This is a genomic window from Emticicia sp. C21 (assembly GCF_003418935.1).
GTDB lineage: Bacteria > Bacteroidota > Bacteroidia > Cytophagales > Spirosomataceae > Emticicia.
Genome location: NZ_QVMT01000014.1, coordinates 1 through 26,883 on the forward strand (window position 1 = coordinate 1; position 26,883 = coordinate 26,883).

At 37.7% G+C, this 26,883-nt stretch carries 26 protein-coding genes; 11 read left to right on the forward strand and 15 right to left on the reverse strand.

Annotated features, from left to right (window positions below; translation table 11 throughout):
• Positions 1–162 precede the first annotated feature (162 nt).
• From D0T08_RS23320 to D0T08_RS23355, 8 genes are all read left to right on the forward strand, one after another.
• Positions 163–1,614 carry a TlpA family protein disulfide reductase gene (locus D0T08_RS23320; RefSeq protein ID WP_116985170.1) on the forward strand — a complete coding sequence of 484 codons (1,452 nt, stop codon included), beginning with the start codon at positions 163–165 and terminating at the stop codon, positions 1,612–1,614.
• A gap of 207 nt (positions 1,615–1,821) precedes the next feature.
• Complete coding sequence (locus D0T08_RS23325) at positions 1,822–5,574, forward strand: 7TM diverse intracellular signaling domain-containing protein (RefSeq protein ID WP_116985171.1); 3,753 nt, start codon at positions 1,822–1,824, stop codon at positions 5,572–5,574.
• Between the two features lie 88 nt (positions 5,575–5,662).
• A complete protein-coding gene (locus tag D0T08_RS23330; protein ID WP_116985172.1) occupies positions 5,663–6,301 on the forward strand; it encodes a response regulator transcription factor in 639 nt (212 codons plus the stop codon).
• A 99-nt stretch (positions 6,302–6,400) separates the two neighbouring features.
• Positions 6,401–7,165, forward strand: coding sequence for a hypothetical protein (locus tag D0T08_RS23335; protein ID WP_147322837.1), 765 nt, complete (start codon positions 6,401–6,403; stop codon positions 7,163–7,165).
• 93 nt (positions 7,166–7,258) lie between these two features.
• Positions 7,259–8,833 carry a DUF1559 domain-containing protein gene (locus D0T08_RS23340; RefSeq protein ID WP_116985174.1) on the forward strand — a complete coding sequence of 525 codons (1,575 nt, stop codon included), beginning with the start codon at positions 7,259–7,261 and terminating at the stop codon, positions 8,831–8,833.
• Positions 8,830–9,141 (forward strand): LytTR family DNA-binding domain-containing protein, encoded by a 312-nt coding sequence (locus tag D0T08_RS23345; RefSeq protein WP_116985175.1) that lies wholly within the window; start codon positions 8,830–8,832, stop codon positions 9,139–9,141. The genes D0T08_RS23340 and D0T08_RS23345 overlap by 4 nt, the downstream gene beginning before the upstream one ends.
• Positions 9,142–9,258: 117 nt before the next feature.
• A complete protein-coding gene (locus D0T08_RS23350; RefSeq protein ID WP_147322838.1) occupies positions 9,259–10,530 on the forward strand; it encodes a 3-coathanger stack domain-containing protein in 1,272 nt (423 codons plus the stop codon).
• 71 nt (positions 10,531–10,601) lie between these two features.
• Positions 10,602–10,994 (forward strand): RidA family protein, encoded by a 393-nt coding sequence (locus tag D0T08_RS23355; protein ID WP_116985177.1) that lies wholly within the window; start codon positions 10,602–10,604, stop codon positions 10,992–10,994.
• On the opposite strand, the gene D0T08_RS23360 is transcribed toward D0T08_RS23355, so the two are convergent.
• From D0T08_RS23360 to D0T08_RS23380, 5 genes are all read right to left on the reverse strand, one after another.
• Positions 10,995–11,645, reverse strand: a complete 651-nt coding sequence (locus D0T08_RS23360) for a response regulator transcription factor (protein WP_116985178.1) — start codon at positions 11,643–11,645, stop codon at positions 10,995–10,997. It lies immediately after the preceding gene.
• Between the two features lies 1 nt (position 11,646).
• Positions 11,647–12,447, reverse strand: a complete 801-nt coding sequence (locus D0T08_RS23365; RefSeq protein WP_116985179.1) for a sensor histidine kinase — start codon at positions 12,445–12,447, stop codon at positions 11,647–11,649.
• Positions 12,440–13,117 carry a hypothetical protein gene (locus tag D0T08_RS23370; RefSeq protein WP_147322839.1) on the reverse strand — a complete coding sequence of 226 codons (678 nt, stop codon included), beginning with the start codon at positions 13,115–13,117 and terminating at the stop codon, positions 12,440–12,442. Before D0T08_RS23370 ends, D0T08_RS23365 begins: the two co-directional genes overlap by 8 nt.
• 32 nt (positions 13,118–13,149) lie before the next feature.
• Positions 13,150–13,632, reverse strand: a complete 483-nt coding sequence (locus D0T08_RS23375) for a hypothetical protein (protein WP_116985181.1) — start codon at positions 13,630–13,632, stop codon at positions 13,150–13,152.
• A 232-nt stretch (positions 13,633–13,864) separates the two neighbouring features.
• Positions 13,865–14,059: a cold-shock protein gene (locus tag D0T08_RS23380; protein ID WP_116985182.1), complete on the reverse strand. Its 195-nt coding sequence runs from the start codon at positions 14,057–14,059 to the stop codon at positions 13,865–13,867.
• A 217-nt stretch (positions 14,060–14,276) separates the two neighbouring features.
• Between D0T08_RS23380 and D0T08_RS23385 the strand changes: the two genes are divergently transcribed.
• Positions 14,277–14,498: a PspC domain-containing protein gene (locus D0T08_RS23385; protein ID WP_116985183.1), complete on the forward strand. Its 222-nt coding sequence runs from the start codon at positions 14,277–14,279 to the stop codon at positions 14,496–14,498.
• 128 nt (positions 14,499–14,626) lie between these two features.
• A complete protein-coding gene (locus D0T08_RS23390; RefSeq protein ID WP_116985184.1) occupies positions 14,627–15,988 on the forward strand; it encodes a M20/M25/M40 family metallo-hydrolase in 1,362 nt (453 codons plus the stop codon).
• Positions 15,989–16,043: 55 nt separating this feature from the next.
• On the opposite strand, the gene D0T08_RS23395 is transcribed toward D0T08_RS23390, so the two are convergent.
• Positions 16,044–17,033, reverse strand: a complete 990-nt coding sequence (locus tag D0T08_RS23395; protein WP_116985185.1) for a YhdH/YhfP family quinone oxidoreductase — start codon at positions 17,031–17,033, stop codon at positions 16,044–16,046.
• A gap of 418 nt (positions 17,034–17,451) precedes the next feature.
• Here D0T08_RS23395 and D0T08_RS23400 point away from each other — a divergent pair, with 418 nt between their 5' ends.
• Positions 17,452–18,444: an MBL fold metallo-hydrolase gene (locus tag D0T08_RS23400; RefSeq protein WP_116985186.1), complete on the forward strand. Its 993-nt coding sequence runs from the start codon at positions 17,452–17,454 to the stop codon at positions 18,442–18,444.
• Between the two features lie 66 nt (positions 18,445–18,510).
• Here D0T08_RS23400 and D0T08_RS23405 read toward each other — a convergent pair whose 3' ends face one another.
• The 9 genes from D0T08_RS23405 to D0T08_RS23440 form a co-directional block, all read right to left on the reverse strand.
• Positions 18,511–19,389: a serine protease gene (locus D0T08_RS23405; protein WP_116985187.1), complete on the reverse strand. Its 879-nt coding sequence runs from the start codon at positions 19,387–19,389 to the stop codon at positions 18,511–18,513.
• Positions 19,390–19,476: 87 nt separating this feature from the next.
• The gene (groL, locus tag D0T08_RS23410; RefSeq protein WP_116985188.1) at positions 19,477–21,111 is read right to left on the reverse strand and encodes a chaperonin GroEL; all 1,635 of its coding nucleotides are present in this window, start codon (positions 21,109–21,111) and stop codon (positions 19,477–19,479) included.
• Positions 21,112–21,232: 121 nt separating this feature from the next.
• Positions 21,233–21,508 (reverse strand): co-chaperone GroES, encoded by a 276-nt coding sequence (groES, locus tag D0T08_RS23415; protein ID WP_101725194.1) that lies wholly within the window; start codon positions 21,506–21,508, stop codon positions 21,233–21,235.
• A 227-nt stretch (positions 21,509–21,735) separates the two neighbouring features.
• A complete protein-coding gene (locus D0T08_RS23420) occupies positions 21,736–22,314 on the reverse strand; it encodes a DNA polymerase III subunit psi (RefSeq protein WP_116985189.1) in 579 nt (192 codons plus the stop codon).
• A gap of 52 nt (positions 22,315–22,366) precedes the next feature.
• On the reverse strand, positions 22,367–23,647 hold the full coding sequence (locus tag D0T08_RS23425; RefSeq protein WP_116985190.1) for an adenylosuccinate synthase: 1,281 nt from the start codon (positions 23,645–23,647) through the stop codon (positions 22,367–22,369).
• A 43-nt stretch (positions 23,648–23,690) separates the two neighbouring features.
• Positions 23,691–24,152, reverse strand: a complete 462-nt coding sequence (locus D0T08_RS23430) for a Fur family transcriptional regulator (RefSeq protein WP_116985191.1) — start codon at positions 24,150–24,152, stop codon at positions 23,691–23,693.
• 150 nt (positions 24,153–24,302) lie between these two features.
• Positions 24,303–24,668, reverse strand: a complete 366-nt coding sequence (locus D0T08_RS23435; RefSeq protein WP_116985192.1) for an SxtJ family membrane protein — start codon at positions 24,666–24,668, stop codon at positions 24,303–24,305.
• A 3-nt stretch (positions 24,669–24,671) separates the two neighbouring features.
• Complete coding sequence (locus D0T08_RS28110) at positions 24,672–24,821, reverse strand: DUF5989 family protein (RefSeq protein ID WP_255413528.1); 150 nt, start codon at positions 24,819–24,821, stop codon at positions 24,672–24,674.
• A 62-nt stretch (positions 24,822–24,883) separates the two neighbouring features.
• Complete coding sequence (locus D0T08_RS23440; RefSeq protein WP_116985193.1) at positions 24,884–26,749, reverse strand: carbamoyltransferase; 1,866 nt, start codon at positions 26,747–26,749, stop codon at positions 24,884–24,886.
• Positions 26,750–26,883 lie beyond the last annotated feature (134 nt).

The window sequence follows — 26,883 nt, forward strand, 5'->3', positions numbered from 1 at the left end:
AAATCGCTAGATTTCATCGTCGCACTACCAAGTTTTCAAAGAAGCTAACTATTCAATGGTTTTTGATGAAAATATTCATTTTCTATTTCAACCAAATGCCATCATACATTTAAGAACATAACCTCTTTGTTAATTAATAGACATAGACTAAAAAATAAAAATATGTTTTTGAAACATTACCGAACACCCTTACTTATCCTTTCACTTTTCTTATCAATCAGTGGAGCTTTTGCCCAACAGCCTGGACACTCAATCAAGGTTCGTATGAAAGGGATACAAGAAGGCAAAACTTGCCACCTGGCTCATTTCTTTGGCTACAATCAATATATTAAAGTCGATTCAGCAAAGGTAGAAAATGGCCTGTTGAATTTCCAGGGTAAAGATCCTTTAAAAGGGGGCATTTACCTGATTGTTCTGTCTCCATCAAAATATTATGATTTTGCTGTGGATGGCAAAGAGCAATTTATGGAAATTGAGAGTGATACAACAGATTTTGTAGGACATGTAAAGTTTAAAGGCTCAAAAGAAAACGATTTGCTTTTTGCTTATCGTAAGTTTTTACAAGATAAAAGCAAAGAAGCAGAGGCTATTTCTAATGCTTCTAAAGGGAAGACCGACCCTGCCTCGCAAGAAGCAACCCGTAAGCAAATGGAGAAAGTTCAGGCAGATGTGGAAACTTATATGAAGGATTTCACCAAAGCTAATGAAGGTTCGTTTGCCGCAAAAGTAATCAAAGGTAATATGGAGCCTGAATTACCAAAAGTATTACCTAAAAAAGCCAATGGACGCCCTGATTCTACTTATTTATTCAATTACTACAAAGGACATTTCTTCGATAATATAGATTTTGCTGACGATCGCCTGTTGCGTTCACCTTTCTTGCATAGTCGTGTTGAGCGTTATTTTAAAGATCTGGTGTATCAGGTAACTGACTCAATCAACAGAGATGCTGATAAAGTATTGAAATTAGCTAAACCAAATCAGGAAGTTTATCGATTTGTATTGTGGCAAATTACCAACAAATATGAAAACAACGAAATAGTAGGGCTTGATGGTGTATTTGTGCACTTAGCTGAAAACTATTATCTGAAAAATGCACCATGGCTGGATTCAACTCAAAGAGCGAAATTCAAAGAAAGAGTTGATATTCTAAAGCCTTTACAGACAGGTAAGGTATTCCCTGAGTTAATCGTAACTGATTCATTGGGCAGAGAATACACACCTATGCAAAGTAAAACCAAGTATACACTTGTACATTTTTATGACCCTGAGTGCGGACACTGTAAAGATTCGGCGCCTAAACTGATGGAGTTTTACCATGCCAATAAAGGAAAGGTGACTATCTATAATGTGAGTATTGTATACGATAAGAAGAAAATAAGCAGTTTTGTAAATACCTATAAAACCGGAGAATTGCTGAATTTATGGGATGCAAAAGGTAGGTACTATTTCAGAAATAATTTTGACGTATATTCTACGCCTACAAATTATATTTTAGATAAGGATAAGAAGATTATAGCCCGTCGTATTCCTGTTGATAAATTAGAAGATTTTATCAACTTCTACGAGCGCCAGCAAATACAGAAAATGGCAGGAGAGAATGGAGCTAAATAGACATTAAGCCCCCCGCCCCTAAAGGGGTGCTAATACAGAAAAAGGCCAATACTCACAAGTATTGGCCTTTTTCTTTTCCTGTCTTGACACCTCCTTAGAGGTCGAGGGCGCTTTTTTATGACCTTCATTTGGTAAGAAAAACACTTTTTTGTAATTTCCATCAGCTATTTGCTAATGAACCTGAATCTCGAAAATTAGCCACCTATTATGCCAACCCAAAAGCCTTTACTGCTCAAGTGGTTTCTTGTATCAGGATTGTTTCTGCTTAATCAGGTTTATGCCCAAAAACTGAACTATAAAATCGATCATTATGGCACTGAAAAAGGTCTTTCGCAAGGGTCAGTATTTGCCATGCTGAAAGATTCGAGAGGAACGATGTGGTTTGGTACGCAAGACGGATTAAATATATGGGATGGTGAATCTTTTACAGTTTTCAGACCCTCGCAAAAGAAGGCCAATGGCATTGATGGTATTGAAATAAAGAAAATAATTGAAGACGAAAACGGTGATTTATGGATAGGCACTGAAAGTGCCTTGAATCGCTATAGTTACGTTTCTAATAATTTCAGTAAATATACGATCACCGACCAGCAGGGGAGAGTTGCCAAAAGTGAAGTTTTTCCGATTAAAGCCATGGACGGTATGGTTTGGTATTGGTCGGCCGTTGAAGGTCTGGTTAAACTGAATGTTAAAACAGGTCGTAAAAAACTCATATTACCTAATCAATCCTTTAAAACAAGCTATTTTCGCACGGTTAATTCTACTCAGTTTGATGCCCAGGGTAAGCTATGGATTCATAGTTCGGATGCCATTATCAGGCTGGATACAACGGCTCATAAAAAAGATAATATTGAGTATTTCTTCTCGAATCATCCACTTAATAAAGCAGGTAAGCCCATTGAGATTATTAAGATTCTTCCGGTAAATAATATCTTATGGATTGCTACAGCTGAAGGTTTAGTGCGCTTTGATTATAGGAACAAGGATATAAAGCTGATTAGCGAATATGAAAAAGGCAAACCCATTCATGTAGTATTTGATTTGGATACCGATGGCAAAGGTAATTTGTGGTTAGGAACAGAAAAATACGGACTATTGAGGTATTCGATAGACAGCCAGAGTTTTGCACAAATCAAAAACGAGGGATTTCTGGACAAAAATAACCTCTATATCAATGAGATAAGCCAGGTTTATGTCGATTATGATGGCATTATCTGGGTAAATACAGACCCCTATGGTATTGACCGGATCCAGATTCTACCCAATAGCCTAAACAGTTTCAGAATTCCATTCCCTAAAGATTTTCCTAAGCAATTATTGAATTACTCTGTCAGATTTATTATTAAAGATGAAGCGAAACAGCAGATAATGATGGGTACGCAACAAAGCGGTCTTTGGATATTGAATGATAAAGATTTAAGTATCATAAAGAGCTATTATAATAATGATGCGCAAAATCCGCTGCCTTCCAATACAGTAAGATATCTGAAAAAAGATTCTTTAGGCAAGATATGGATAGGCACCTCACAAGGCTTGGCTTCAATGAAAGGCACCAATATCCAAAAATTGAATAATAGAATTGGAAAAGACCCTGTCCTCTCAAACTTTATCCGATATATTGAAGAAGATAAGAGAGATATGATCCTGGGGACAGAGGGGGGCATTTATTTCATTGATAAGCACAAACAACAGTTTCAGGGGAAAGTATTACTACCAACCAAGCGAATTTCATTAATCAGGAAAGTAAGAGAAGGGAAATACTTCGTAGGTATCTATAATGAAGGCCTTTGGCAATTGGAAACAAAAGATAATTTCAGAAGTTTTACTGTCTCAAAAATCATTCAGGATGGCATTCCGATTTGTATGCAATTATCAAAAGACCAGTCAACCTGGTGGATTGGTACAAGTAAGGGATTAATAAGGTATTCAGTAAAAGATAAGAAAACTGAAATTTATACAACTGAAGATGGTCTGCCCAATAATTTTATTTATGCCATTGAAATAGATAAAAATAATAATCTTTGGTTAAGTACCAACAGAGGAATTGCCCGTTTTGACACGCGCCAACAAAGATTCACTGCTTTTAATCTGAATGATGGTTTGCAAGCCTACGAGTTTAATGGCTACAGTTCTTTTCAAGCTCCTGACGGAGAGTTATTTTTTGGTGGGGTGAATGGTGTTAACAGATTTTATCCTGACAATATTACCAAGAGTATATTTACACCCAACTTCACTTTAAAGAAAGAAGAAAATCAGGTTTTTGTTGGTAACCGTTGCCTGGCATTTATTGATGAAGATAACCGATATGCACGACCCGTATTAGAGGATAATACCTTTATGAAGCGTTTTAAACCTACCGGAAATGACATTCCAAACTTTGGTTATTCTAATAAACCCGTATGGTTGATGATGCGTGTCATGAATTTGAAAGACAGGCAATGGCTTATGGAAATTGCTAATAGCAGGGTCAATGAAGTAGATTTATTTGTGGTAGAGAATAATCGGATTATTAACTCTAAGAAATTGGGAGACCATTATCCCTACCACCTCAATACAATTAAAGATTCTAATCCAATTTTTAAAATTGATATGATTGAAAACCAAGAGTATGTTATCTTCCTGAAATGCAAAAGTACCGAGGATTTAAAGTTTCCCATTTATTTCTGGCAGGAGTCTGAGCTTTTTCAAGCCATGTCGAATCGTAAGATAATCTGGGGGATTTACTTCGGTTTTATATTTCTGATTGTTTTGTACAACTTCTTTTTATGGCTGGTTATCAGAGACCGATCTTTGGTTTATTATATTTTGTATGTCTTGTGTTTTGGAGGATTACAGGCAGTATTATATGGATTTTTCTACCAATATATCTGGTCAAATTCATGGTTAAACGATAGAGGACATCTGGTATTTCTGAATATCTCCACTTTCTTCATGATTTATTTTACCATTGAGTTTTTAAATTTAAGAGTCAATCTGCCTCGTTTAATTAAACCTGTCCAATGGTTTTCATATGCAATTTTAGTATTTAGTCTTATCCTCCTTTTCCATTACGAATGGCATGCAAATTTTATTAGCATCGGTCTTACTTTTATCTTATTACTTATACAGGCATATATAGTATATGACTATATTTCCCGCAATATACGTATCATCTGGCTTTATGCTTTAGCTATGGTGAGTATATCAATAGCAGCCATTATAGTAGCTTTGAAAAACCTGAATATTATCCCGGCCATGAATCAGGAATACTATCTCATGATAGGTTCGATGCTTGAAATTGTTTTGTTCTCGGTGGCTTTTGGAGATAAGCTGCGTCGTAGCCAGAAAGAACAACAAAGGCAACAAATGTTAAGAAACGAGATTTCGACTAATCTTCATGACGATTTAGCGGCCTCATTAAGTAGTCTAACCATGTTTTCAGAGTTAAACCGGATGAAATTCCAGAAATCTGTGCCTGAAACTTCCGAACTTTTCAGTAAAATCAGTACCCGTTCAAGGGAAATGATGCGACAGGTGAGAGAAGCGGTTTATGACATGAATCCTCAGAATGATGATTCAGCCGAATGGATAGACCGCATGGTACAATTTGCGAAAGAAATGCTATCAGCCAAACAAATAGAACTCAATCTGACAATTGCCGATAACATACATGCTTTACCTTTATCTACGCATCAGAGGCGCAATTTATATCTATTCTTTAAAGAAGCCATTAATAATATTGCCAAACACTCAGAAGCCAGTGAGGTAAAAATTGATTTTCGATTAATTCCCTCAACCTTTGAGAAACAGGGTGAACTGCTGATTATAGATAATGGCAAAGGCTTTGATACCAAAGAATTACATCAAGGGAATGGATTGCTTAACTTTCAGAAGAGAGCCGAAACTTTGGGAGGGAAAGTAGAAATTCGTTCAGAAGCAGGCAAAGGAACAAAAATAGAATTGACTTTTGCCTTGCAATGATTTTGTGCACAGTTCTTATCCTACTTATTTTAGTAGTTGTTCTGCATAGGTATTATCATGAATTTTACGGAAACTCTTTCTACTACTTATGATACGTGTAACCATTTTTGAAGATATTCGGGAAATTAGGGAATTGTTGGCTGAAACCATCAGAGTAGCAGAGGAGTTACTTCTTACGGGCGCCTATCCTAACGCCAACGAAGCTGTTAAAGTTATTCGTAAAGATAAGCCTGACGTGGTCTTGATGGATATTCAGATGCCGGGTATCACAGGTATTGAAGCAGTGCAGCAAATAAAAGCCGAGTATCCGGACGTACAGATTCTAATGCAGACAGTATTTGAAGACAATGCACGTATTTTTTCTTCTATCTGTGCCGGAGCAAGTGGCTATATTCTGAAAGATTCAAGTCCTGAGCGATATGTAGAAGCTATTATTGAAGTATCGCAGGGAGGTTCACCGATGCCTCCTGTAATTGCCCGTAAGGTATGGACTATGTTTCAACAGCAAAACCATACTTTTGCCAAAGAAGAATATAAAGAGCTATCAACCAATGAGCAAAAGGTTTTAGACTGCCTCGTAAAAGGTATGAGTTATAAACTCATTGCTGACGAATGCAAGATAAGTATCTCAACAGTTAATTTCCATCTCAAAAATATCTATCGAAAACTGCATGTAAATTCTGCCACTGAAGCCATATCAAAAGCTGTAAAACGACAGATAGTCTAATCTAAGATAATGTTTTATACGACTACCTCTATGTGTAAAGGATTTAATTTAGCAAGTCCTTAAAACTCAATATTCCATCCAAAAACAGCATTCAACTAGATGAAGAAATTACTTTTTATCCTTTTATCTATTAGTCATTATGCTATGGCTCAATCTTTTACCGGAGACTGGAGTGGCAATGTGCAAAACGTCAATGGAAGCCTTCCCGCTGAAATGCAATTAAAAGTATTAACGAATAATAGTGTCGATGGGCAATTGATTGTATTCGCTAACAGTGCTAAAGATAATTATATATTGAAAGGCAGTATAAATGCCACAACTGCTGCTGGAACTTTGACCTATAAAGATGGCACTAGCTTTAATTTTTCAATGCAGTTGGCTAACGGACAAATCAGACAAGAGATTAGCTATAATGGACAAATAATCTTAAGTGGAACATTCAGCAAGCAAAACGCGAATACAAGTGTAACCAATGCTCCTAACGCAGATGGATTATACCGTGACCCTAATCTGGTAGGTAAATGGGAAATTCAGGAAAACTACTCAAGTAGTGGCGGTTTTTATGGTGGATCAAGCAGTGTTATTGTGCTGAATGCAGATGGTACAATTGATGACGGAGGTTCAGGTTCTTATGTGAGCGGGCCAAACAGTTCAGGCAAATCAGCCGGTGGAGGTAATCAAATGATTGCAGAAGCAAAGGCACTTGGCGCAAGATGGTATACAAAAGATAAAACATTTTATTGGAGGCTTTTGGTGAATGGAAAGGTAACAGATGTGGCCAATTCAAAGTATTATATTGAACGGGGCGCCTTGTTACTGACTGATTTAAAAACAGGGAAAAAGCAATTGTATTATAAAAAATAAGAGGGTTTAAAGGCAATGCACCTACTAACTTTAGTAGGTGCATTGTGCTTTTTTATGGCTTAGCTTTGTATCAATCAAATAACAGAGTAGGCCATGAAAAAAATACTTCTACTTCTTCTATCAATAGTGTCGCTTCAAGTAAAAGCGCAATTTGTTGAAGCCAGAACAGATAGCTTTAAAACCCGTGTTCCTCTGCGATTAATGAACATAGGGGAGGGGGCAGGAAAAGTACTGACTTCCGATGCTATAGGCAGAGCAACCTGGCAAACCCCTGCAAGCGGTTCAGGTTTGTGGACATTAGCTGGTGTAGGAGGCAATGAAATACAAAATACCAATACCGGAGGTTTCTGGTCAAGCTATAGTACACTTGTTCCGTATGCGGCTACGAATATTACTAATCCACCAATAGCACCAGTTGCAGGTGGAGGAACACGTATGATGTGGATACCTTCAAGAAGTGCATTCAGATGTGGTTCGGTTAGTGGCAATGCCTGGGATGCTAACAATATAGGCCTTCATTCTTTTGCAACGGGTTATAACTCATGGGCATCCGGAATAGGTAACGTGGCTATTGGTACAGGAGCAATTTCTGATGGAACATCAAATACGATTGCTATTGGGGAAAATTCGCGTGCATCAACCGGATACGGAAATATGGCGTTTGGATTAGGCGCTATTTCAGATGGAACATCAAATACAATTGCTTTCGGGGAAAGTGCTCATGCATCCGGTGATGGGAGTATGGCTTTTGGCTCATTTGCTTTTGCCGATGGGTCTGTTCGTGCAGTTGCTATCGGAGCAAACACCCGTGCTTCGGGTAATTATAGTACTTCTATAGGCACAGGTACAATAGGTAATGCCTATTATTCTGTGGCGTTGGGCTATTATAACTCACCTATTGGTACTGCCAGTGCAACAAACTGGGTAAGTACAGACCCTCTGCTTTATATAGGCAATGGGCAAAGTGCAGTGTCTCAAAGCAATGCGATGGTGATTCAGAAAAATGGAGTCGTGAATATTGGTATTACTCCAGGGGCCTCCACGACTTTCAAGTTGAGAGTAGGCGGAAATATATCGGCATCAGGACTAACTGCTACAAATACGGTTTCAGGTTTTGGTCTCAGATCTTTAGCCCTTGCCGGTCCTGGTGAACGCCCCCTCTGTACAGATGAAAACGGATTTCTGGTGGAGTGTCAGACAGTGGTTAATACTTCATACTATAATGTGTCTGCATTAGGATTCCATCCTATTCTTTCAAGTAGTACCCCTAGTTCAGTGTTTAACAGAGTAGTAGAAAAAGCGCTCATTTCCTTTGCAAATAATACCAAAAGTGCAGATGCTTATGCCTTTGCTCCTATTGAATTAACTAATGGAGCATTGGTAGATAAAATGACCATGCACTTTATCCAGAATACAGGGGGAGGTATGACATTAACTTTTTATAGTGTCGAAAAACAAACCAATGCTGTAGGAACAACAGTGGCTAGTATAGTCAGCGCTAGCGGAAGCGGGATTCAGGAAAAAGAAGTTGTTTTTGACAAGACTTTAGTAATTGATAATAGTAAATTTTATTACTATCTGAAATTAGAGGCCGGGTCTGACTGGCAAGGTACCGATTTAGCTTTTAGAGGAGTAGTTTTTACGTATAGATATCCATCAAGGCTATGAAAACAATCAGAATCAGTAAAAAAGACATCAGTCCGCAGGAAATTCTTTACCTGGAGTCTCAAGGTAATTACACCATGGTTTACCTGAATGGTAACAGAAAAACACTAAGCTCACGGACCCTGCAGATATTTGAGGAGAAGCTAAAAGATTACAATTTTTTTAGGGTAAACAGGAGCCATATCGTCAATTTTGCAGCAATTGAATGGCTCAGTACTAGTTGTAAGGATATGTGCATTTTATTGAAAAGTGCTGAGCAATTCTCCATATCACGCAGACGTAGAAAATTGCTCAGCAATATTAAGCGATAAAACTTTACACTGCGTATATATATAATAGCAGCCTTGAATTGCCGACCGATTAATTGAATTTTATAGGGAAACCGACCTACGTCTAATCCTTTTTCAGCTCTAAAACACACGAAGAAAATGTTCAGAAAATGTTTTCCATTGGTCTTTTTGTCTTTAGTGCACGCCCACGTGTTTTCGCAAACCACTTTTTCAGAAGATAGTCTGAGATATTTTCTTGATAATCAAATTGTGAAAATTGGCTTTGATAAACGTATGGGAGGAGCAATCAGCTATTTTGCCCGATTACCCGATGGAGTCAACATGATTAATAATCATGACGCAGGCAGACAGGCAGGTTTTGAAACGCGTATTTATCCTGACCAACCGAATACCTGGAAACCTTATACTAATTCTAAATATCTTACAGATGTATTCCCTTTTTCTGGAGGTGCTACCCGTGAATGGAACGGGTTGGTTCAAGGAAGTTTTTATAACAATTACATAACTAATACCGATAATCTTGGCGGATTACCTGAGGAGATCAGCTTTGATGAGAATACAGGAGTTTTATATTTCAAAGCTAAATTATGGGAATGGGGATTTGTGAAGGATAGCTTGGGTGTTTACAAAAAAATAGATACTGGCGCTTATAACGAATATTGGGTGAGTTTAGAAGGCATTTCGACTCATTTCTCAGTGAAACAGACCCGGAACATCCCTTATTTTGTCAGTAATTCTAATACTGGTGTTTCGCTTAATATATTTATTAATCTCAATTATCCTTTTGCAGAAAGATGGCAGACTTACAACGAGACCCAGCCATTTACCAATCAGCCTGTTTTTTTCAGAACGAATATACCTCCGGGTGCGCCAAACCATGAAAATTTCTGGAATAATGCTACTGAAAACTGGGTAGCCATGACCAATCAGAATAACTTTGGCATGGGGATATATACTAATGATACCCGTTTCAGATTTTTATACGGAGAGAAGCAATTTAAAAATGAATGCCCATTTGACAGTTTAAATTGCCCTGACGAAAGCAAATACTCATTTGGGACCTTTTCGTTTAGTACCTATGGTTTTCCTTGTGGAGAACTCTGTACTAACCCCAATAATTCTACCACTTTAAATTTCAGTTTTCTGGCAGGTACTATTACCGAAATACGGCAGTTTGCTTATGCAAAGCACGCTAATCCTTGTGCCCAGTCGATTGTTTTAAGTAGCGTTAATGACGATTTAGATAGCAATAGTACTAAAAAGTCAAAGATATTGATAGAGGCAAATAATACCATTACTGACTCTTCCATTACCTACGAAACAGGGAAATTTATCTTACTTAGGCCTGGGTTTAAAGTAGAAAACGGAGCTTCTTTTGATGCAAAGCTTTCGGCCAACCCCTGTAATTGATAATCATTACATAATTTGCAAAAGGGCTTTTTTCTCCTAACTTTGCTGCATAAAAAAGCCTTTTTTAATCTATGAGTCGTACAAACATTTCTACCGGAGCTAAATGGGAGGATATTGTCGGTTATTCTCGAGCCGTAAAAATCGGTAATCTAATTGAAGTAACGGGCACAGTAGCTACTGATAACAGTGGCGAATTAGTGGGTAAAAATGACGTTTATATTCAGACCAAGTTCATTATCTTAAAAGCAGAAAAGGTATTGGAGCAGTTGGGCGCAAACCTGAAAGATGTAATTCGCACACGCATTTTTACCACTGATATTTCGCAATGGGAAGCCATTGGTAGAGCCCATGGCGAGCTTTTTCGCTCAATTAAACCTTGTACAACCATGGTTGAAGTAAGTGCGCTTATTGAAAAAGATTATCTGGTTGAAATCGAGTTTACGGCAGTATTAGAAGAGAAGTAATTAAACCAGATGGTTCTTGATAGCAAAAGCCACCAGACCAGCCGTATTTTTTACACCCAGTTTTTCTATCATTCTTAATCGATGGCCCTCAACTGTACGGGGGCTTAGTGCTAGCTTGTCGCCTATTTCCATCGTAGTAAGCCCCTCACATATCTGGACAAGCACTTCCTTTTCACGGTCTGACAAGTCGGTTTTATAATTGAATATCTTATTTTCCTGTTGATTTTTACGGGTCATTTTGCGAAGCATGACCTTACTCACAAAATCGCTGAAATAAATATCTGTCTCAATCACTTTCCTGATGGCTTTCTCTACTTCTTCGGGGTCATTATCTTTCAACAAATAACCATTGGCGCCAATTTCCATCAAATGCAGAATATATTTGTCTTCATCATGCATTGTTAAGATAATCACTTTTACATTAGGAAATTGTTGCCTGATTAATTCAGTGGTTTTAGTACCATCTAACTGAGGCATTTGTAAGTCCATCAAGACCACATCAACAGGGATACCCGGTAATTTATGTATAAATTCTAGTCCATTGGTAGCCTCCATTACTACTTCAAAATCAGAAATTTGTTCAAGAATTGAAATCATACCCTTTCTAAACAAGCTATGATCATCTACAACTGCAATTCTTATATTTGACATATCAGGAATAATGTTTAAGTAATGGGATTTCTATTTTTGTATGCGTACCTTGTCCTATACTCGATTTAATAGTAAAAGTACCATCTACCACGCTAAGGCGGCTTTCTATATTTCTTAAGCCTAAACCCGATTTTGGGTCTTGCTTTACTGCTTGTAAATTAAAGCCTTTCCCATTATCGGTGAAAATAAACGTAAGTTTACTATTGCCTGCTGAAAGCTTAAGGGAGATTTCCTGTGCTTCCGCATGTTTTAGTGAATTATTTACCAGTTCTTGCGCTATCCTATAAATAGTCAGTTCTATTTTCTTATCAAACCGCTCACTATCTTCAATACCCTCATGATTAAAGATAAATAAAACGCCTGAGGCTATATGAATTTTCTGTATAAATTCGTCTATGGCAGATATAAGACCAAAGTCTTCCAGGGTGCTGGGTACCAACTCACGTGAAATTCTTCTTACCTGACTGATAGATTCTTCTAAAAATTCTTTTGTGGCTTTCCCATGCTCAGTCAATTCAGCCGAAGTATTCAATTTTTTTAATAATTGATTAAAGCTCATTTTTGTCACTGATAGCATAGCGCCCACTTCGTCGTGCAGGTCTTTGGCTATTCTTCGCCGTTCTACCTCTTGTACTTCCAAAGATGATTCAAGCAATTGTCTTTGCATTTCTGCCTTTAGCTCTTGCACTACAATTTTTTGTTCAGCCTGCTTCTGTTTATAATATACCACAAACAGAATACTAAAGATTATTAGTACAATAAGACCGGATGAACCTAAAAATATTAACTGTAGGTCACTCATTTTGCTGAGTATTATTCAAAGAATTACTATACCAGAATGCCAGAGAGATGGTAAAATGAAATAAAATACTAAGCGCAGAGTTAATAATACCCCAAGACACTTGAGTGGTGCTTTTGGCAGCTTTTATAAGAAATAAGTTTACAAATAAATTCCCACCAAAAAAGAATAATAGGCCTACGCTCACCCAAAAGTAGGGAAATTTAGTAATATTTTCAACTTTCAAATCTTGCAGAAGCTGATAGAAATAAGCCAGTACAATGACAAGAACTATCAGGCTTGAAGCAGTATAGGTATAATTATTAAAAGAGCCCGTAGTAATATGAGTAATCGCGCCGGATGGAATTTCTAAAGCAGAAAAAAAAGTAAAAATGCAGCAGGCTACTATAATAAAGACTCTCCAGTATTTATGATTTACTAAACGAAAATACAAAAAGGCAATAATATAAAACCCTATAATAGAATGCCAGTTATAAAAAAAAAGTGTATTAAAGTTTTTACCTGTCCCTGCAAAGTACAGAATATCTGAGGTTACGCCAAAAAAGTTTCTGATGAGTGTAACAACTACGTAAGCGGTAAGTATTCTTAATTCTGTGCTTAAATATTTTCTTTTAAGAAGAATTATTGCCACAGGAATAAGAATACTTACTTCTGAAACCGTGGAAAAAAGCATTAATCCATTCATTCGTTTCCCAATTCATTTTTTTATTTCCCAAAAGGTGGTTGAGGCGAACCATTCCCAAGTCCGCTGCCATCAGGGGTATCTTTAAAGCCAGTATGATCAATTTCTATATCTTTTCCATCTTCATCTACTGGCACCAGGAATAATCTTGGCCTTAATTCCGAATCTTTTGCATCTTTTATCGGGACATTAGAAATTTCTGATTCTTCAGTCAGATCTTTGAAGTTTTCATAGGCCAAGCCATAATAGATTCTTAGACCCGATACTCCTCTTCCAGACTTTTCGGCTAGTTCGAGCAATTCGTTAATTCTTTCGATACCAAAAAACTCTCCTTTTCTGACTTCTCCATCCATTAAGAATTTTGATGCCAGAGAGTTTTTTTCTTTAGTTGAATTGGCTTTAACTTCACGATTAAAGTTAGTAGCAAAATCTTTAATTTCAGCTAAGGAAAACCCGTTCCCAAGTTGTTTTGATTTTTGACGATCAAAGGGCCATTTGAGTGCCATGATAGTAAGGTGTTTTAGATTATAAACTAGATAGATAGGGAGATTTTGAGTGAAATATCAAAATACAATCGAAATATATAATTAAGTATTTAATTAATAGTATACCGTTTAGCTAAATGCGTAAAAACCCCTGATGAATTGAGGAAAACTACGTTGCTAAAAAAAAGAAAACCTCACTATTAGCCAGAATAGTGAGGTTGTGGAACTGAAACAATCGTACTCAGAAAAAAAATTATATTTTTTTCACGTTGACTGCGTTCAAACCCTTGCGACCTTCGATAACTTCGTATTCAACATGATCGTTTTCACGAATCTTTCTGCCGCCGAGACCAGTCACGTGAACGAAGATTTCTTGCCCTGAAGCATCATCAACGATAAAACCAAAGCCTTTAGTTTCGTTGAAGAATTTAACTACACCTGTTTGCATTGAAATTAAAAAAATTATGAGAAAATGAAGAATTGATTTGCAATGTACATAATTTTAATGATAAAACAAGTTTTGTAAAAAATATATTTGGACAAAACTTATATTTATTTGCACAAAAAAGCAAAGGCTTTTATTATTTTTTTGTTGTTTTATTGTTAATTACGAGATTATTAGTAGATTCGTTATAATTTTGCAGAATTATCTCTTAAAAAACAAAATGAATCGCCTAAGATACCTCGTAGAAAACCAACTTTTTGGAGTTTGCTCTCGCTTGGGGGAAAAGCTTAACTTCTCGGCAAGTAGCGTAAGGCTTTATTTTATCTATGCCTCCTTCTTTACTTTTGGCTCGCCGATTATCCTGTATTTAGTACTAGCTTTTTGGATGGAAGTACGCAAACATCTGCGCCGACACAAAAATCCTACTGTGTGGGAGTTCTAAACCCACTCCTTTACTATTCTCCCTTTATATATACAATATAGTTTTGTTAGAAGCATTCCGTTGGATATTTTGCTCAAAAAATGTACTTTTGAAAAAACGAAATATCTAAACACTTCTAAACAGGCACTATGAAGAAAATCCTCTTTTTCCTGCTTTTCTGTGCATCTTCGAGCTTTGCACAAAATGCTGATTCGCTTCAAATCAGAAAAATTTATGACGAAATTCTGACCAACGGAGAATGTTATAAAACGCTTACCTATCTTTGCAAAACCATAGGCCCACGTTTAAGTGGTTCTATAGGTGCCGCAAAAGCTGTGCAATACACCAAAAAAGTGATGGAGGATTATGGCTTTCAGAAAGTGTTTCTGCAAGATGTAATGGTACCACATTGGGTACGTGGAGTTAAGGAAGATGCCTATATTGAGAATGGAAAAGTAAAAACAAAAGTGCCGATTGTAGCCTTAGGAGGTTCAGTAGCCACTCCAACAGCAGGTATTAAAGCAGAAATAATAGAGGTGAAAAGCTTTGAAGAGTTGAAAACATTAGGGGAGGCTAAAGTAAAAGGCAAAATAGTGTTGTTTAATCGCCCGATGGACCCAACCAAAATTAATACTTTTGAAGCTTATGCAGGAGCAGTTAATCAGCGAGGAAATGGCGCATCGGAAGCAGCTAAGTATGGAGCTGTTGGGGCAATTGTTCGTTCCATGACTACTTTGCAGGACGATAATCCTCATACAGGTGGTATGCGCTATGCACCTGGAATCCCAATGATTCCTACGGCAGCCATCAGTACTAATGGGGCGAATTTGTTAAGTAAATTATTGAAGGAAAACCCAAAACTGAAATTCTATTTCAAGCAAAACTGCCAGACTTTGGCAGATGCACCTTCGCACAATGTAGTAGGGGAGATACGCGGTACAGAAAAACCAGATGAAATTATTGTAGTTGGCGGTCACCTTGATTCCTGGGATTTAGCCGAAGGCGCACAGGATGATGGCTCGGGCTGCGTGCAGGCTATTGAAGTATTACGTGCCATGAATGCCTTGGGTATTAAACCAAAACGTACCATCAGAGCTGTTATGTTTATGAATGAAGAAAATGGGTTAAGAGGTGGTACTAAATATGCGGATTTAGCTAAGCAAAATGGCGAAAATCATATTGCTGCTATTGAATCAGATAATGGAGGTTTTACTCCAAGAGGCTTTGGTATGGTAGGTACTGCTAAACAAATAGCCAAAATAGAAGTATATAAAAACCTGTTAGCTCCTTATGGCCTAGCTGAAATCGGAAGAGGCAGCGGTGGCGCAGATATAGGCCCACTAGGCAACTTAGGTACATTATTAATCGGCTTCAAACCGGATTCTCAACGCTATTTCGATTTCCATCATGCACAAAATGATAAATTAGATGCGGTAAACGAACGAGAATTACAACTAGGTGCCGCATCTATGGCTGCTTTGGTGTATTTGATTGATAAATATGGGTTGTAGTAGTGATATAAAACAAAGAAAAGACTCTATTTTAATGAAAATAGAGCCTTTTCTTTCATAATCTTACAACCACTCTCCCCATCTGCCCACCTTTCAATATCTTTTTGATTTCTTTATTCAGACCTTTTAAACCAATTGTTTTGGTAATAGACTGAATACCTTCCGGCTTCCATTTCTTTGCAAGATTCTTCCACATTCTCTTTCTCCATTCAATATCACATTCAGAAGAATCAATTCCAAACATAGAAACCGCACGTAGGATAAATGGAAAAACAGTAGTTGGCAACTCAGGTGATTGAACCAAACCGCACAAACTGACAACACCATTATATTGCATCGATTTTAAGATAGTAGCCAACATATTACCCCCTACAGTATCGATACAACCTGCATAAATACCTTTCAGCATAGGCCTACCTGATTGGTCGTTGACAGCTTCGCGAGAAACAACTTCTTTTGCCCCTAAATTTAATAGAAAGGCTTCTCCTTCTGATTTACCTGTTACACCCACTACATCAAAACCTAATTTAACTAGAATCATGACTGCCATAGTACCTACACCTCCGGTTGCACCTGTCACGATTACTTTTCCTTTTCCGGGTGTCAATCCGTTTTGTAAGAGTTTATCAATACATAATGCCGCTGTTAGTCCGGCTGTGCCAAAAATCATACTTTCTTTCAGACGCAAGCCCCTTGGTAATTTTACAACCCATTTGGCTGGTACACGAATATATTGTCCAAAGCCGCCTGCAGTATTCATGCCCAAATCAAAACCTGTCACAACGACTTGTTCACCTACTGAAAACTCATCCGAACTGGATTCTTCTACTATTCCTGCTGCATCAATACCAGGGGTATGTGGGTAATTACGCGTAACACCACGGTTACCGCTAGAGGAGAGAGCATCTTTATAATTGAGTGATGAATACTTTACCCGTATCATTATCTCTCCGACAGGCAAATCATCAGTAGAACGTTCAATAATCTGTCTTGAAAATGTTTTATCCCCAATTTCACTCACATAAAAAGCTTGAAAAGTCGGCATAATATTCAGTATTATTTCAGCAAATATGTAGAAAAGTTTATTGTGAAGAGATAGAAACGATTAATTAAAGTCATTAAAATACAATTTGATAAGATATCGGTACTTAAAAAGAAAAGTAATAACAACTAAAAATGGTAGCCTTAAAACATCATTTCCTGTTGAGGCGGACGGCTAGTCTACGATTAAAAATCGAGAAAAAGCCTATGGAAATTGAAAAAGATTAACGGATTTTTAATTGTACGAATTTAAATGATGGCTGGTTTTTTGTTTACTTTTTTGCAGCTCAAAAAAGTAAAAGCCGAGGACTAAGCCAAAACAGTAGTTTCAGTTGTTAAGCCAGTCATGTAATCTATAACAATATCTAAATTGGAACTTTTACAAAAAACTTTAAATTATAAAGAGAAATCAATTTCACCACATGCCATATACCTCCAATCCTGACTTACCAACACTCAAATTACCATTTGAATGGAACGGAACCCCAATCAACGATAAAAGAAGATTCATTAATTATGAATTTCCATTTGTTGACTCATTCAGAGAAGTATTAAGATGGCAATTCACGAGGAATCCGCAGAAGTCAGAGAAGAAAACAGATAAATGGAGAGCAGAAGTCTTACAGAATCAGGGCTTTCTTGATTCAAAAAAAGATTGTATTGTGTGGTTAGGGCATGCCTCTTTCTTTATTCGTCTGGCAGGAATTACTATGTTGATAGACCCTGTACTATTTGACGTTTCATTAATAAAACGACAATCAGCATTACCAGTTCCGGCAGAAGATTTGCGTAGTCTGGATTATATTCTGGTTTCACACGACCATAGAGACCATTGTGATGAAAAAAGTCTGCAATTATTAGCCAGAAATAACCCTGATGTCACTTATTTGACGGGTTTACGAGTGGATACGCTTATCAGAACTTTTACTCATAGCAATAAAATTCAAGCAGCGGGCTGGTATCAGCAATATAAAACAGATGATTTTGTAAAAATTTATTATGTACCTTCAAGACATTGGGGAAGACGTTTTCTGACAGATACCAATGTGCGTTTATGGGGTGGATATGTGATTCAGAGCGCTGGAAAAACTATCTATTTTAGCGGAGATTCAGGCTATGGAGGTCATTTTGAAGATGTTGGTAAAATCTTCCCGAATATTGATTATTGCATTATTGGAGTAGGCGCTTATAAACCAGAGTTTTTTATGGGCCAAAGCCATGTCTCACCGACAAATGCTGTAAAAGCCTTTCATGATATGCACGCCAAAGTAATGATACCGATGCATTATGGCACTTTCGATTTATCTGATGAACCCATGGGAGACCCTCTGCGAGTACTCCATAAATTGGAAGACCAGGGCGAAATTAAAGGAGATTTAAAAGTCTTGAAAGTAGGAGAGGTGCTTAGCCCCTAACCGCAGCCGCCGACCGTCCCTGAAGGGGAATGAAGAGGAAGTCAGGACATTAGCCACGGTAAGTGATTAAGATTCGCTTATTTCATATTGAACTTTATTAGCATCTAAAAATTTCAGAATTGTTTCTACATGCACACCCATCCCGACATTAATAAACTGATGTTCAGTAATTTCTTTATTGTCAATCACCACTTTCGGCGAAAATCCTAAGGCCAAGTGAGCTGTTCGGCTTTGGATAGCCCAGATATTACCTGCTGTATCAAAGATAGGTCCGCCACTTTGTCCGCGGAACCCCGGAGTAGAGGTTTCAATAAATTTTACTTCGAAAGGGGTATTGCCGGAATTATATTGTAATACCTCTCTGGTAAAAATCCCATCAATCGGGAAACGGGGAATCGGTAAAGCATTAGGTGCAATCTGAAATGCATTGGTGGCTTCGTTAAAAGTAGCGTTTACTTCATGAAAAGGATACCCTAATTTACAAAGGCTTGTTCCTATGGCTAAATTATCTGGTTTTTTAAATACAGGATATTGTGGGCAGAATTGTAGATTATAATTAGTCAGCTTACCGATAGCTATATCATTTTCGGTTAGTAAATGAATATTATCAATTCCATGCATATCAGCACCCCACCAGTAAGAATAAGTTCTTATCCACTTCGGATTAAACTTTAATTTTGCTATTCTTCTTTTTTTATCATGAATTGATATAAGCCGATTGTTTTCTATCTCACTTACTTCCTGATTATACTGATTAATTTCTACTGTATCTCGCTGATGAGTAAGCATAATATCAAATATATGGGCAGCAGTTATAATCCATCCCTCAGCATTTACAATCACAAATGTTCCCACACTACATTCCACTGTTCCATCAAATCGTAAGGTTGAAATAAGAACAGGTTGGGTATAGTTGCTGGCGATTTGATAAGCTTTAGCAAACATTCTATTTGTGTTTAATAGGTAAAGTTCATGTATAAATAAAGCCCTCGAGTTTCTTCGAGGGCTTCTTTGTATGTTCTTAGCATTTGATTACATCATGCCGCCCATTCCACCACCGTGGCCATGACCACCCATGTCTGGAGCTTTTTCTTCTGCAATATCAGAAACTACAGCTTCTGTAGTTAATAATAAACCTGCGATAGAAGCAGCGTTTTCTAATGCTAAACGAGTTACTTTAGTAGGGTCGATGATACCTGCAGCCAACATATCTTCATATTTGTCTTCGCGAGCATTGTAACCGAACGAACCTTCGCCACCTTTAACCGCTTGTACAATTACTGAACCTTCGCCACCTGCGTTAGCAACGATTGTACGTAATGGAGCTTCGATAGCAGATCTGATGATAGCGATACCAGTTGTTTCGTCACCGTTAGCACCTTTTAAGCCTTCCAGAGCTTTTTGTGCACGGATTAACGCTACACCACCACCTGATACAATACCTTCTTCAACCGCAGCGCGTGTTGCATGAAGGGCGTCATCAACGCGGTCTTTTTTCTCTTTCATTTCTACTTCTGTAGCAGCACCAATATAGATGATAGCTACACCACCTGACAATTTAGCCAGACGTTCTTGTAGTTTCTCACGGTCGTAATCAGACGTAGTTGATTCGATTTGTGCTTTGATTTGATTTACACGACCTGTGATTTGTTCCTGATCACCAGCACCATTTACGATGGTTGTGTTATCTTTATCGATGATGATTTTATCGCAATGTCCTAAGTAAGATAGGTCAGCATTTTCTAATTTGAATCCACGCTCTTCAGCAATTACAGTACCACCAGTCAGGATAGCGATGTCTTCCAACATTGCTTTACGACGGTCACCGAAACCTGGAGCTTTCACAGCACATATTTTCAATGCACCACGGATTTTGTTAACTACCAATGTAGCAAGAGCCTCTCCATCAACATCTTCAGAGATAATTAACAACGGACGGCCAGTTTGTGCTACACCTTCCAATACCGGAAGTAACTCTTTCATTGAAGAGATTTTTTTCTCAGAGATTAAGATGAAAGGTTTTTCTAATTCAACTTCCATTTTCTCTGGATTAGTTACGAAGTAAGCCGATAAATACCCACGGTCAAACTGCATACCTTCTACAGTTTTTACTTCAGTTTCAGTACCACGAGCTTCTTCTACAGTGATTACACCTTCTTTACCAACTTTCTCCATTGCGTGAGCAATCATCTGGCCGATTTCGAAATCGTTGTTAGCAGAGATAGTAGCAACTTGTTCGATTTCTTTTGAAGTAGAGATTGGTTTTGATTGACCTTTCAATGCGTCAACAACAGCTGTGACAGCTTTGTCGATACCACGTTTCAAATCCATTGGGTTTGCACCAGCGGCTACGTTTTTAGCACCGATTGTGTAGATTGCCTGCGCCAATACAGTAGCAGTTGTTGTACCATCACCTGCCTGGTCTGCAGTTTTAGAAGCTACTTCTTTCACAAGTTGCGCTCCCATGTTTTCAATCGAATCTTTCAGTTCGATTTCTTTTGCTACAGTTACACCATCTTTAGTGATAGCTGGTGAACCGAATTTTTTATCAAGAATTACGTTACGACCTTTTGGCCCTAATGTTACTTTTACAGCGTTAGCAAGTGTATCAACGCCACGCTTCAATTTTTCTCTTGCTTCTGTATCAAAAATGATTTGCTTTGCCATGTTGTTTTTACTAATTATTAATTAGTGAATGAATGAGTGAATGATTGAATAGAAATGGAATAAATGTAGAAAGAGATAATTCTACAGTCCACACTATATGGCGAACTAAAAGTTCGAAAAATTAAACGATTGCGTAGATATCTGATTCACGCATGATAAGATACTCTTTGCCTTCAACGGTAATTTCAGTTCCTGCGTATTTTCCGTAAAGTACGCTATCTCCTACTTTTACTAATAGCGGCTCGTCTTTTTTGCCAGGACCTACTGCTACTACGATACCTTTTTGTGGTTTTTCTTTAGCAGTGTCGGGAATGATAATTCCGAATGCCGTTTTTTCCTCCGCCGGAGCAGCTTCAATTAGTACTCTGTCTGCTAAGGGCTTAACGTTTACTGACATAGTTATTTTGATTTTTTATGGTTTTAATAATATGTACGTTTAAAACCAGACAAACGTGTCTGATATCAAGACTGCTGACAAGCCAACAAGATTTTTGCCAACGAGCCGCAAAGGTACAGTTTTCTGACAAATTTTCAGTAAATACTGACAAAATTGTTAAATAGTATGACATGTCATTGAAAAATGTATGCGTAGGCTCTGTAGAGGTGTTGTATAGACAAGAAGGATTATTTACCGAACATTTTTTGCAAAGCTGCCCAGAGGTTTTTCTTTAATGTTGTATCGGCTGCAATTGCCCGTAAATCGTTTGCCAATAAAAAATCAATACCCGATACATTTTTGATTTGATAAGGTACTAACATTATATCCCAGTTGAGTCTGCTAAGTCCTACACCAAAACTGATAAATTTAGTAGTAACTTTTTGTGCAATAAAAGAAGGATAATCTATGTGCTGTGTTTTTTGTATTTCTATTAAATCTATTTGTGACAATGACAAACCAACTGCTCCCAGAATTTTACCTAATAAAGCTTTCTCATCATCCGAAATTACATCAGTAATTACTAAAAAAGGATGATTGAGTTTTAAAGGAACAACAACTGGCTTGACAGCTTTAGGAACTTCAACTACCGGAGTAGGAGGTGGGGTAGGTGTAACTTTTGGAGTTAATGCAATTGCCGGAGTTTGTTCTGGCAAAGCGGCTTCTTTTTTCTGAGCTACAATTTCTTTTTCAGAAGCTATTTCAGTCTGTGGATTTTTATAAAGTGTTTCTTTATTAAAAAGATATTGGGCAAGGATATGATTCATTTTGTTGTTTTGTAGAGACGTATTGCGATACGTCTCTACTTAGTATTGAATTTTAAGATACTACTGCTTCTCTTAAAATAACAGCTTCGCGGTCTGGTCCGGTAGAAATGAAACTAATCGGAACGGCTAATTCAGCTTCTAAATAATTGATATAATCTGACAATTCTGCAGGAATGTCATTATAAGTATGGAAGTTCTCTAATGAACATTTCCAGCCTTTGAACGATTTGTAGATAGGCTCTACTGTAATATCTGTCAAATCAAATGGCATTTGCTCGGTAAGTGTGCCATCTGGCAGACGGTAATGTGTACATACCAATATTTCATCCAGGAAATTCAGTACGTCTACCTTCATCATCACCAATTGCGTAACGCCATTCAGCATAATGCTATATTTCAATGCAGGTAAATCTAACCAGCCGGTACGACGTGGACGACCTGTGGTCGCGCCGAATTCTCTTCCTTCCTGACGGATTGCTTCGCCTAGATCATCATTTAGTTCAGTAGGAAATGGCCCGCTACCTACTCTTGTACAATAGGCTTTAAAGATACCATACACCTCACCAATCTGACGAGGGGCAACACCCAGACCTGAGCAAACACCTGCAGCGGTAGTATTAGAACTGGTTACAAACGGGTATGAACCAAAGTCGATATCTAACAATGAACCTTGTGCGCCTTCGGCCAATATTTTCTTGCCATCTTTAATGGCGTCATTCACAATGTATTCGCTATCCAGAATCGTAAACTCTTTCAGGAATTCAACGGCTGCAAAAAACTCTCTTTCTGATTCTGAAAGGTCATAAGAGAATTCATGAAAATCTAAAACTTGCTTATGTTTTTCTACCAAGTTATGGTATCTGGTTTCAAAATTAGGAGAAAGGATATCACCCAATCTTAAACCTTGACGAGATACTTTATCAGAATAAGCCGGTCCGATACCGCGCAGGGTAGAGCCGATTTTTGAATCACCTTTGGCCTTTTCTAAAGCAGCATCTAACAATCTATGGGTTGGAATAATGATGGCAGTCTTTTTTGAAATAATTAGGTTCTTCTTCAGCTCAAGATTGTATTTAGCCAAACCCTCAATTTCTCTACGGAAAACGATAGGGTCAAGCACTACGCCATTACCGATAATATTCAAGCAATCAGCACGGAAAATACCTGAGGGAATCTGGTGAAGAACATGTTTGATGCCATCAAATTCAAGGGTGTGTCCTGCGTTCGGTCCACCTTGAAAACGAGCAACAACCTGATAGTCAGGGGCAAGCACATCAACAATTTTTCCTTTGCCTTCATCGCCCCATTGTAAACCTAGAAGTATATCAACCATTACTTATTAAAAAGACTAAGTCTCTATTTTATATTAGAAAAAATTAAATTTTGTTTTCACATTTTTCACGCTGACAGTTTCCGTAGAATATCAGTGAGTGGTGCATTACTTTAAACTGAAGCATATCGCCTACCATGCTTTGTATATTTTGCACACGAGGGTCACAGAATTCCATCACCTTATGGCAGTCTACACAAATCAGGTGGTCATGTTGTTTGTATCCGTATGCTTTTTCGTATTGTGCCAGATTTTTACCAAACTGATGTTTAGTTACGAGGTCGCACTCAACCAATAAATCAAGGGTATTATATACTGTCGCTCTACTAACCTGATATTTTTTGTTTTTCATCGAAATATACAGGTCTTCTACCTCAAAGTGGTCGTCACGAGAGTATATTTCCTCCAATATCGCATACCTTTCCGGAGTTTTCCTGAGCTGTTTAGCTTCAAGATAAGCAGTAAAAATACGCTTGGCTGAGTCAAAATTTGTAGGATTCGGAACCATATTGTTCGCTATGTTTGACTATTATTTTGGTGTGAAGTTACAAAGAAAATAGATAAGAATAGAAAAATGAATGGTTTTCTAAAAATAAATATACAAGCACTGAGTATAATTCAATGCTTGTATATTGATATAAATTCCCGTAAAGAATTCTTACCAGGTATTTTCTAAGTCTTTTTTTACATAGGTATGATTTCTCTCATCATACGCGCTGGCAGTAGCTGGCTTTTTCAATTTCAAAGCATCGCCTTTTTTGAAGATTCTCATCAAAAGAGCAAGTGGTGTTAAGAAAATGAAGAAAATCAGGCTTAATAAGATAGTAGAGTTAACTCTACCCAATATTTCGGCAAATTTTAGCCAAACCCAGGCAATCTTTTCAGCAACAAAATTAGAAAGTACTCCCAATACACCAATCACAAGTGCAGCAATTAATAGCCCTTGTATTTTGAAAATAAAATAGAATACCAATAGCCCTACTACAATTGTCAGGACAATCTCTTTAGTGTTTTGTTGTTTCATTGTTTAGAATAACGTATAAATAAATGGAGCAATAGCCGAACCACCGCCAATTACAATCAGTACTCCAATTAATAACAATACCACGATCATTGGCATAAGCCACCATTTTTTTCTCTCTTTTAAGAAATTCCAAAGGTCTTGTATAAAATCCATGATGTCATTCCCCTCCCTAGAGGGACTTGTTTATGGTTTGGTTAGTTTTTAGGGACGCAAAACTAATCTAATTTATATTCGTCTTTCCAAGATTCTGATTCAGTCCATTTTGGTTGGAATTTCTTGTCAAAAATAAAATTTCCAACTACCAGATAGTCCATTTCAGTACGCATAAGACACTTGTAAGCATCTTCGGGTGTACAAACAATAGGTTCGCCACGAACGTTAAAGCTGGTATTAACTATAACACCATAGCCTGTCTGTTTCTTGAATTCGTTAATGAGTGTCCAATAACGTGGATTTGTTTCCTGATGAACAGTTTGAATACGAGCAGAGTAATCGATATGGGTAATTGAAGGTAAATCAGAACGCAAGAAGTATAACTTTTCCATCATTGGCAAATCTTCATAATCAGCCGGAAAAGCGTTTCTTCTCTTTGGATTTACACCATGTACTAATAACATATATGGAGAAGGTGTTTCGCACTCAAAATATTCTTCTACATCTTCTGCTAATACAGATGGTGCAAAAGGACGGAAACCCTCTCTATATTTAATCTTTAGATTCAGTTTTTTCTGCATCTCAGAGTTGCGGGCATCACCTAAGATACTTCTGCCACCTAGGGCTCTTGGGCCAAACTCCATACGTCCCTGAAACCAGCCTATTACATTACCCTCTGCCAATAATTCAGCTGTTTTGGCAGCTAATTCGTCAAAGTTTCCATAGTATTGATAGTGCGCGTCATACTTTTTAGACATCTGCTTTACATCCATATCTGAATACTCAGGGCCTAGATATGAACCATGCATTTCGTCTAAAGTATTAGGTGTCAGTTTACGATCCTGATTAAAATAGATATAATTAGCAGCCAAAGCAGCACCTAAAGCCCCGCCTGCATCACCTGCAGCTGGTTGAATATATACATTCTCAAAAATATTAGTCTTCTGTAATTTACCGTTTGCTACGCAGTTTAGCGCAACCCCACCTGCCATACAAAGATTTTTAGAGCCAGTCAATCGTTTGGCTTCTTCTGCCATTTTAATCACTACCTCTTCAGTAACCTCCTGAATCGCCAGTGCGAAATCGCAATGGATTTGCTCCAAAAGACTCTCCGACTCACGACGTTTGAAGCCTAAAAGTTTCTCCCATTTGTCGTCAAATACCATTCTTAGGCCGGTAGCATAATTGAAATATTCCTGATTCAACCAAATAGAGCCATCAGGTTTGATTTCTACCAGCACACTTCTGATTAAATCTACAAATTTAGCTACCTGTTCGGAACCGTGGTTGCCATAAGGTGCTAAACCCATCAGTTTATATTCACCAGAGTTTACTTTAAATCCACAATAATAGGTAACTGCTGAATACAACAAACCTAATGAGTGTGGGAAACGTAACTCTTTTAAAATCGTCATCTGATTGCCTTTACCATAGCAGATAGAGGCGGTTGCCCACTCACCAACACCGTCGATAGTTAGCACTGCTGCATCTTCATAAGGTGATGGATAATACGCACTCGCTCCATGCGAAAGGTGGTGCTCAGGGAAAAGTAATTTAGCTTTTCTTTTATCGTAGTTTCCGATTTTTTCTAACTCTTCATGAAGCATTCTTTTCAGAAACATCTTCTCTTTCAACCATACCGGAATTGAGGTAAGAAACGATTTCAAACCTCTTGGCGAGAAACCATAGTAGGTTTCTAGCAAGCGCTCAAATTTTAATAGAGGCTTGTCGTAAAAGACAATCGCATCTACTTTATCCAAGGTTACGCCGCTGTATTCTAAGCAAAACTTAACTGCATTAGTAGGGAATGCCGGGTCGTGTTTTATTCTTGTAAATCTTTCTTCTTGGGCTGCTGCGAGTATTTCGCCGTTTTTGATGAGAGCTGCTGCGGAGTCGTGATAGAATGCAGAAATTCCTAAAATTGTCATGTATCTATTTTTCGGGAGATTTTAGTCCGTCTGTAAATTCGAGTGCAAATATAGCTATTTTAGAATCTTTCTGATATTAATTATTATTAAATATCGCAAAATTTTATTGAGTAGAGATTTTTAACTAATTTTGG

Coding starts and splice junctions, on each gene's coding strand:
- groL (WP_116985188.1), bottom strand. CDS start 21,111: ATGGCAAAGCAAATCATTTTTGATACAGAAGCAAGAGAAAAATTGAAG.
- D0T08_RS23340 (WP_116985174.1), top strand. CDS start 7,259: ATGAAAAAAATACTTCTACTTCTTCTATCAATAGTGTCGCTTCAAGTA.
- D0T08_RS23440 (WP_116985193.1), bottom strand. CDS start 26,749: ATGACAATTTTAGGAATTTCTGCATTCTATCACGACTCCGCAGCAGCT.
- D0T08_RS23435 (WP_116985192.1), bottom strand. CDS start 24,668: ATGAAACAACAAAACACTAAAGAGATTGTCCTGACAATTGTAGTAGGG.
- D0T08_RS23345 (WP_116985175.1), top strand. CDS start 8,830: ATGAAAACAATCAGAATCAGTAAAAAAGACATCAGTCCGCAGGAAATT.
- D0T08_RS23430 (WP_116985191.1), bottom strand. CDS start 24,152: ATGGTTCCGAATCCTACAAATTTTGACTCAGCCAAGCGTATTTTTACT.
- D0T08_RS23390 (WP_116985184.1), top strand. CDS start 14,627: ATGAAGAAAATCCTCTTTTTCCTGCTTTTCTGTGCATCTTCGAGCTTT.
- D0T08_RS23335 (WP_147322837.1), top strand. CDS start 6,401: ATGAAGAAATTACTTTTTATCCTTTTATCTATTAGTCATTATGCTATG.
- D0T08_RS23350 (WP_147322838.1), top strand. CDS start 9,259: ATGTTCAGAAAATGTTTTCCATTGGTCTTTTTGTCTTTAGTGCACGCC.
- D0T08_RS23320 (WP_116985170.1), top strand. CDS start 163: ATGTTTTTGAAACATTACCGAACACCCTTACTTATCCTTTCACTTTTC.
- D0T08_RS23355 (WP_116985177.1), top strand. CDS start 10,602: ATGAGTCGTACAAACATTTCTACCGGAGCTAAATGGGAGGATATTGTC.
- groES (WP_101725194.1), bottom strand. CDS start 21,508: ATGTCAGTAAACGTTAAGCCCTTAGCAGACAGAGTACTAATTGAAGCT.
- D0T08_RS23370 (WP_147322839.1), bottom strand. CDS start 13,117: ATGCTTTTTTCCACGGTTTCAGAAGTAAGTATTCTTATTCCTGTGGCA.
- D0T08_RS23330 (WP_116985172.1), top strand. CDS start 5,663: ATGATACGTGTAACCATTTTTGAAGATATTCGGGAAATTAGGGAATTG.
- D0T08_RS23420 (WP_116985189.1), bottom strand. CDS start 22,314: ATGAATCATATCCTTGCCCAATATCTTTTTAATAAAGAAACACTTTAT.
- D0T08_RS23360 (WP_116985178.1), bottom strand. CDS start 11,645: ATGTCAAATATAAGAATTGCAGTTGTAGATGATCATAGCTTGTTTAGA.
- D0T08_RS23425 (WP_116985190.1), bottom strand. CDS start 23,647: ATGGTTGATATACTTCTAGGTTTACAATGGGGCGATGAAGGCAAAGGA.
- D0T08_RS23325 (WP_116985171.1), top strand. CDS start 1,822: ATGCCAACCCAAAAGCCTTTACTGCTCAAGTGGTTTCTTGTATCAGGA.
- D0T08_RS23400 (WP_116985186.1), top strand. CDS start 17,452: ATGCCATATACCTCCAATCCTGACTTACCAACACTCAAATTACCATTT.
- D0T08_RS23405 (WP_116985187.1), bottom strand. CDS start 19,389: ATGTTTGCTAAAGCTTATCAAATCGCCAGCAACTATACCCAACCTGTT.
- D0T08_RS23380 (WP_116985182.1), bottom strand. CDS start 14,059: ATGCAAACAGGTGTAGTTAAATTCTTCAACGAAACTAAAGGCTTTGGT.
- D0T08_RS23385 (WP_116985183.1), top strand. CDS start 14,277: ATGAATCGCCTAAGATACCTCGTAGAAAACCAACTTTTTGGAGTTTGC.
- D0T08_RS28110 (WP_255413528.1), bottom strand. CDS start 24,821: ATGGATTTTATACAAGACCTTTGGAATTTCTTAAAAGAGAGAAAAAAA.
- D0T08_RS23375 (WP_116985181.1), bottom strand. CDS start 13,632: ATGGCACTCAAATGGCCCTTTGATCGTCAAAAATCAAAACAACTTGGG.
- D0T08_RS23395 (WP_116985185.1), bottom strand. CDS start 17,033: ATGCCGACTTTTCAAGCTTTTTATGTGAGTGAAATTGGGGATAAAACA.
- D0T08_RS23365 (WP_116985179.1), bottom strand. CDS start 12,447: ATGAGTGACCTACAGTTAATATTTTTAGGTTCATCCGGTCTTATTGTA.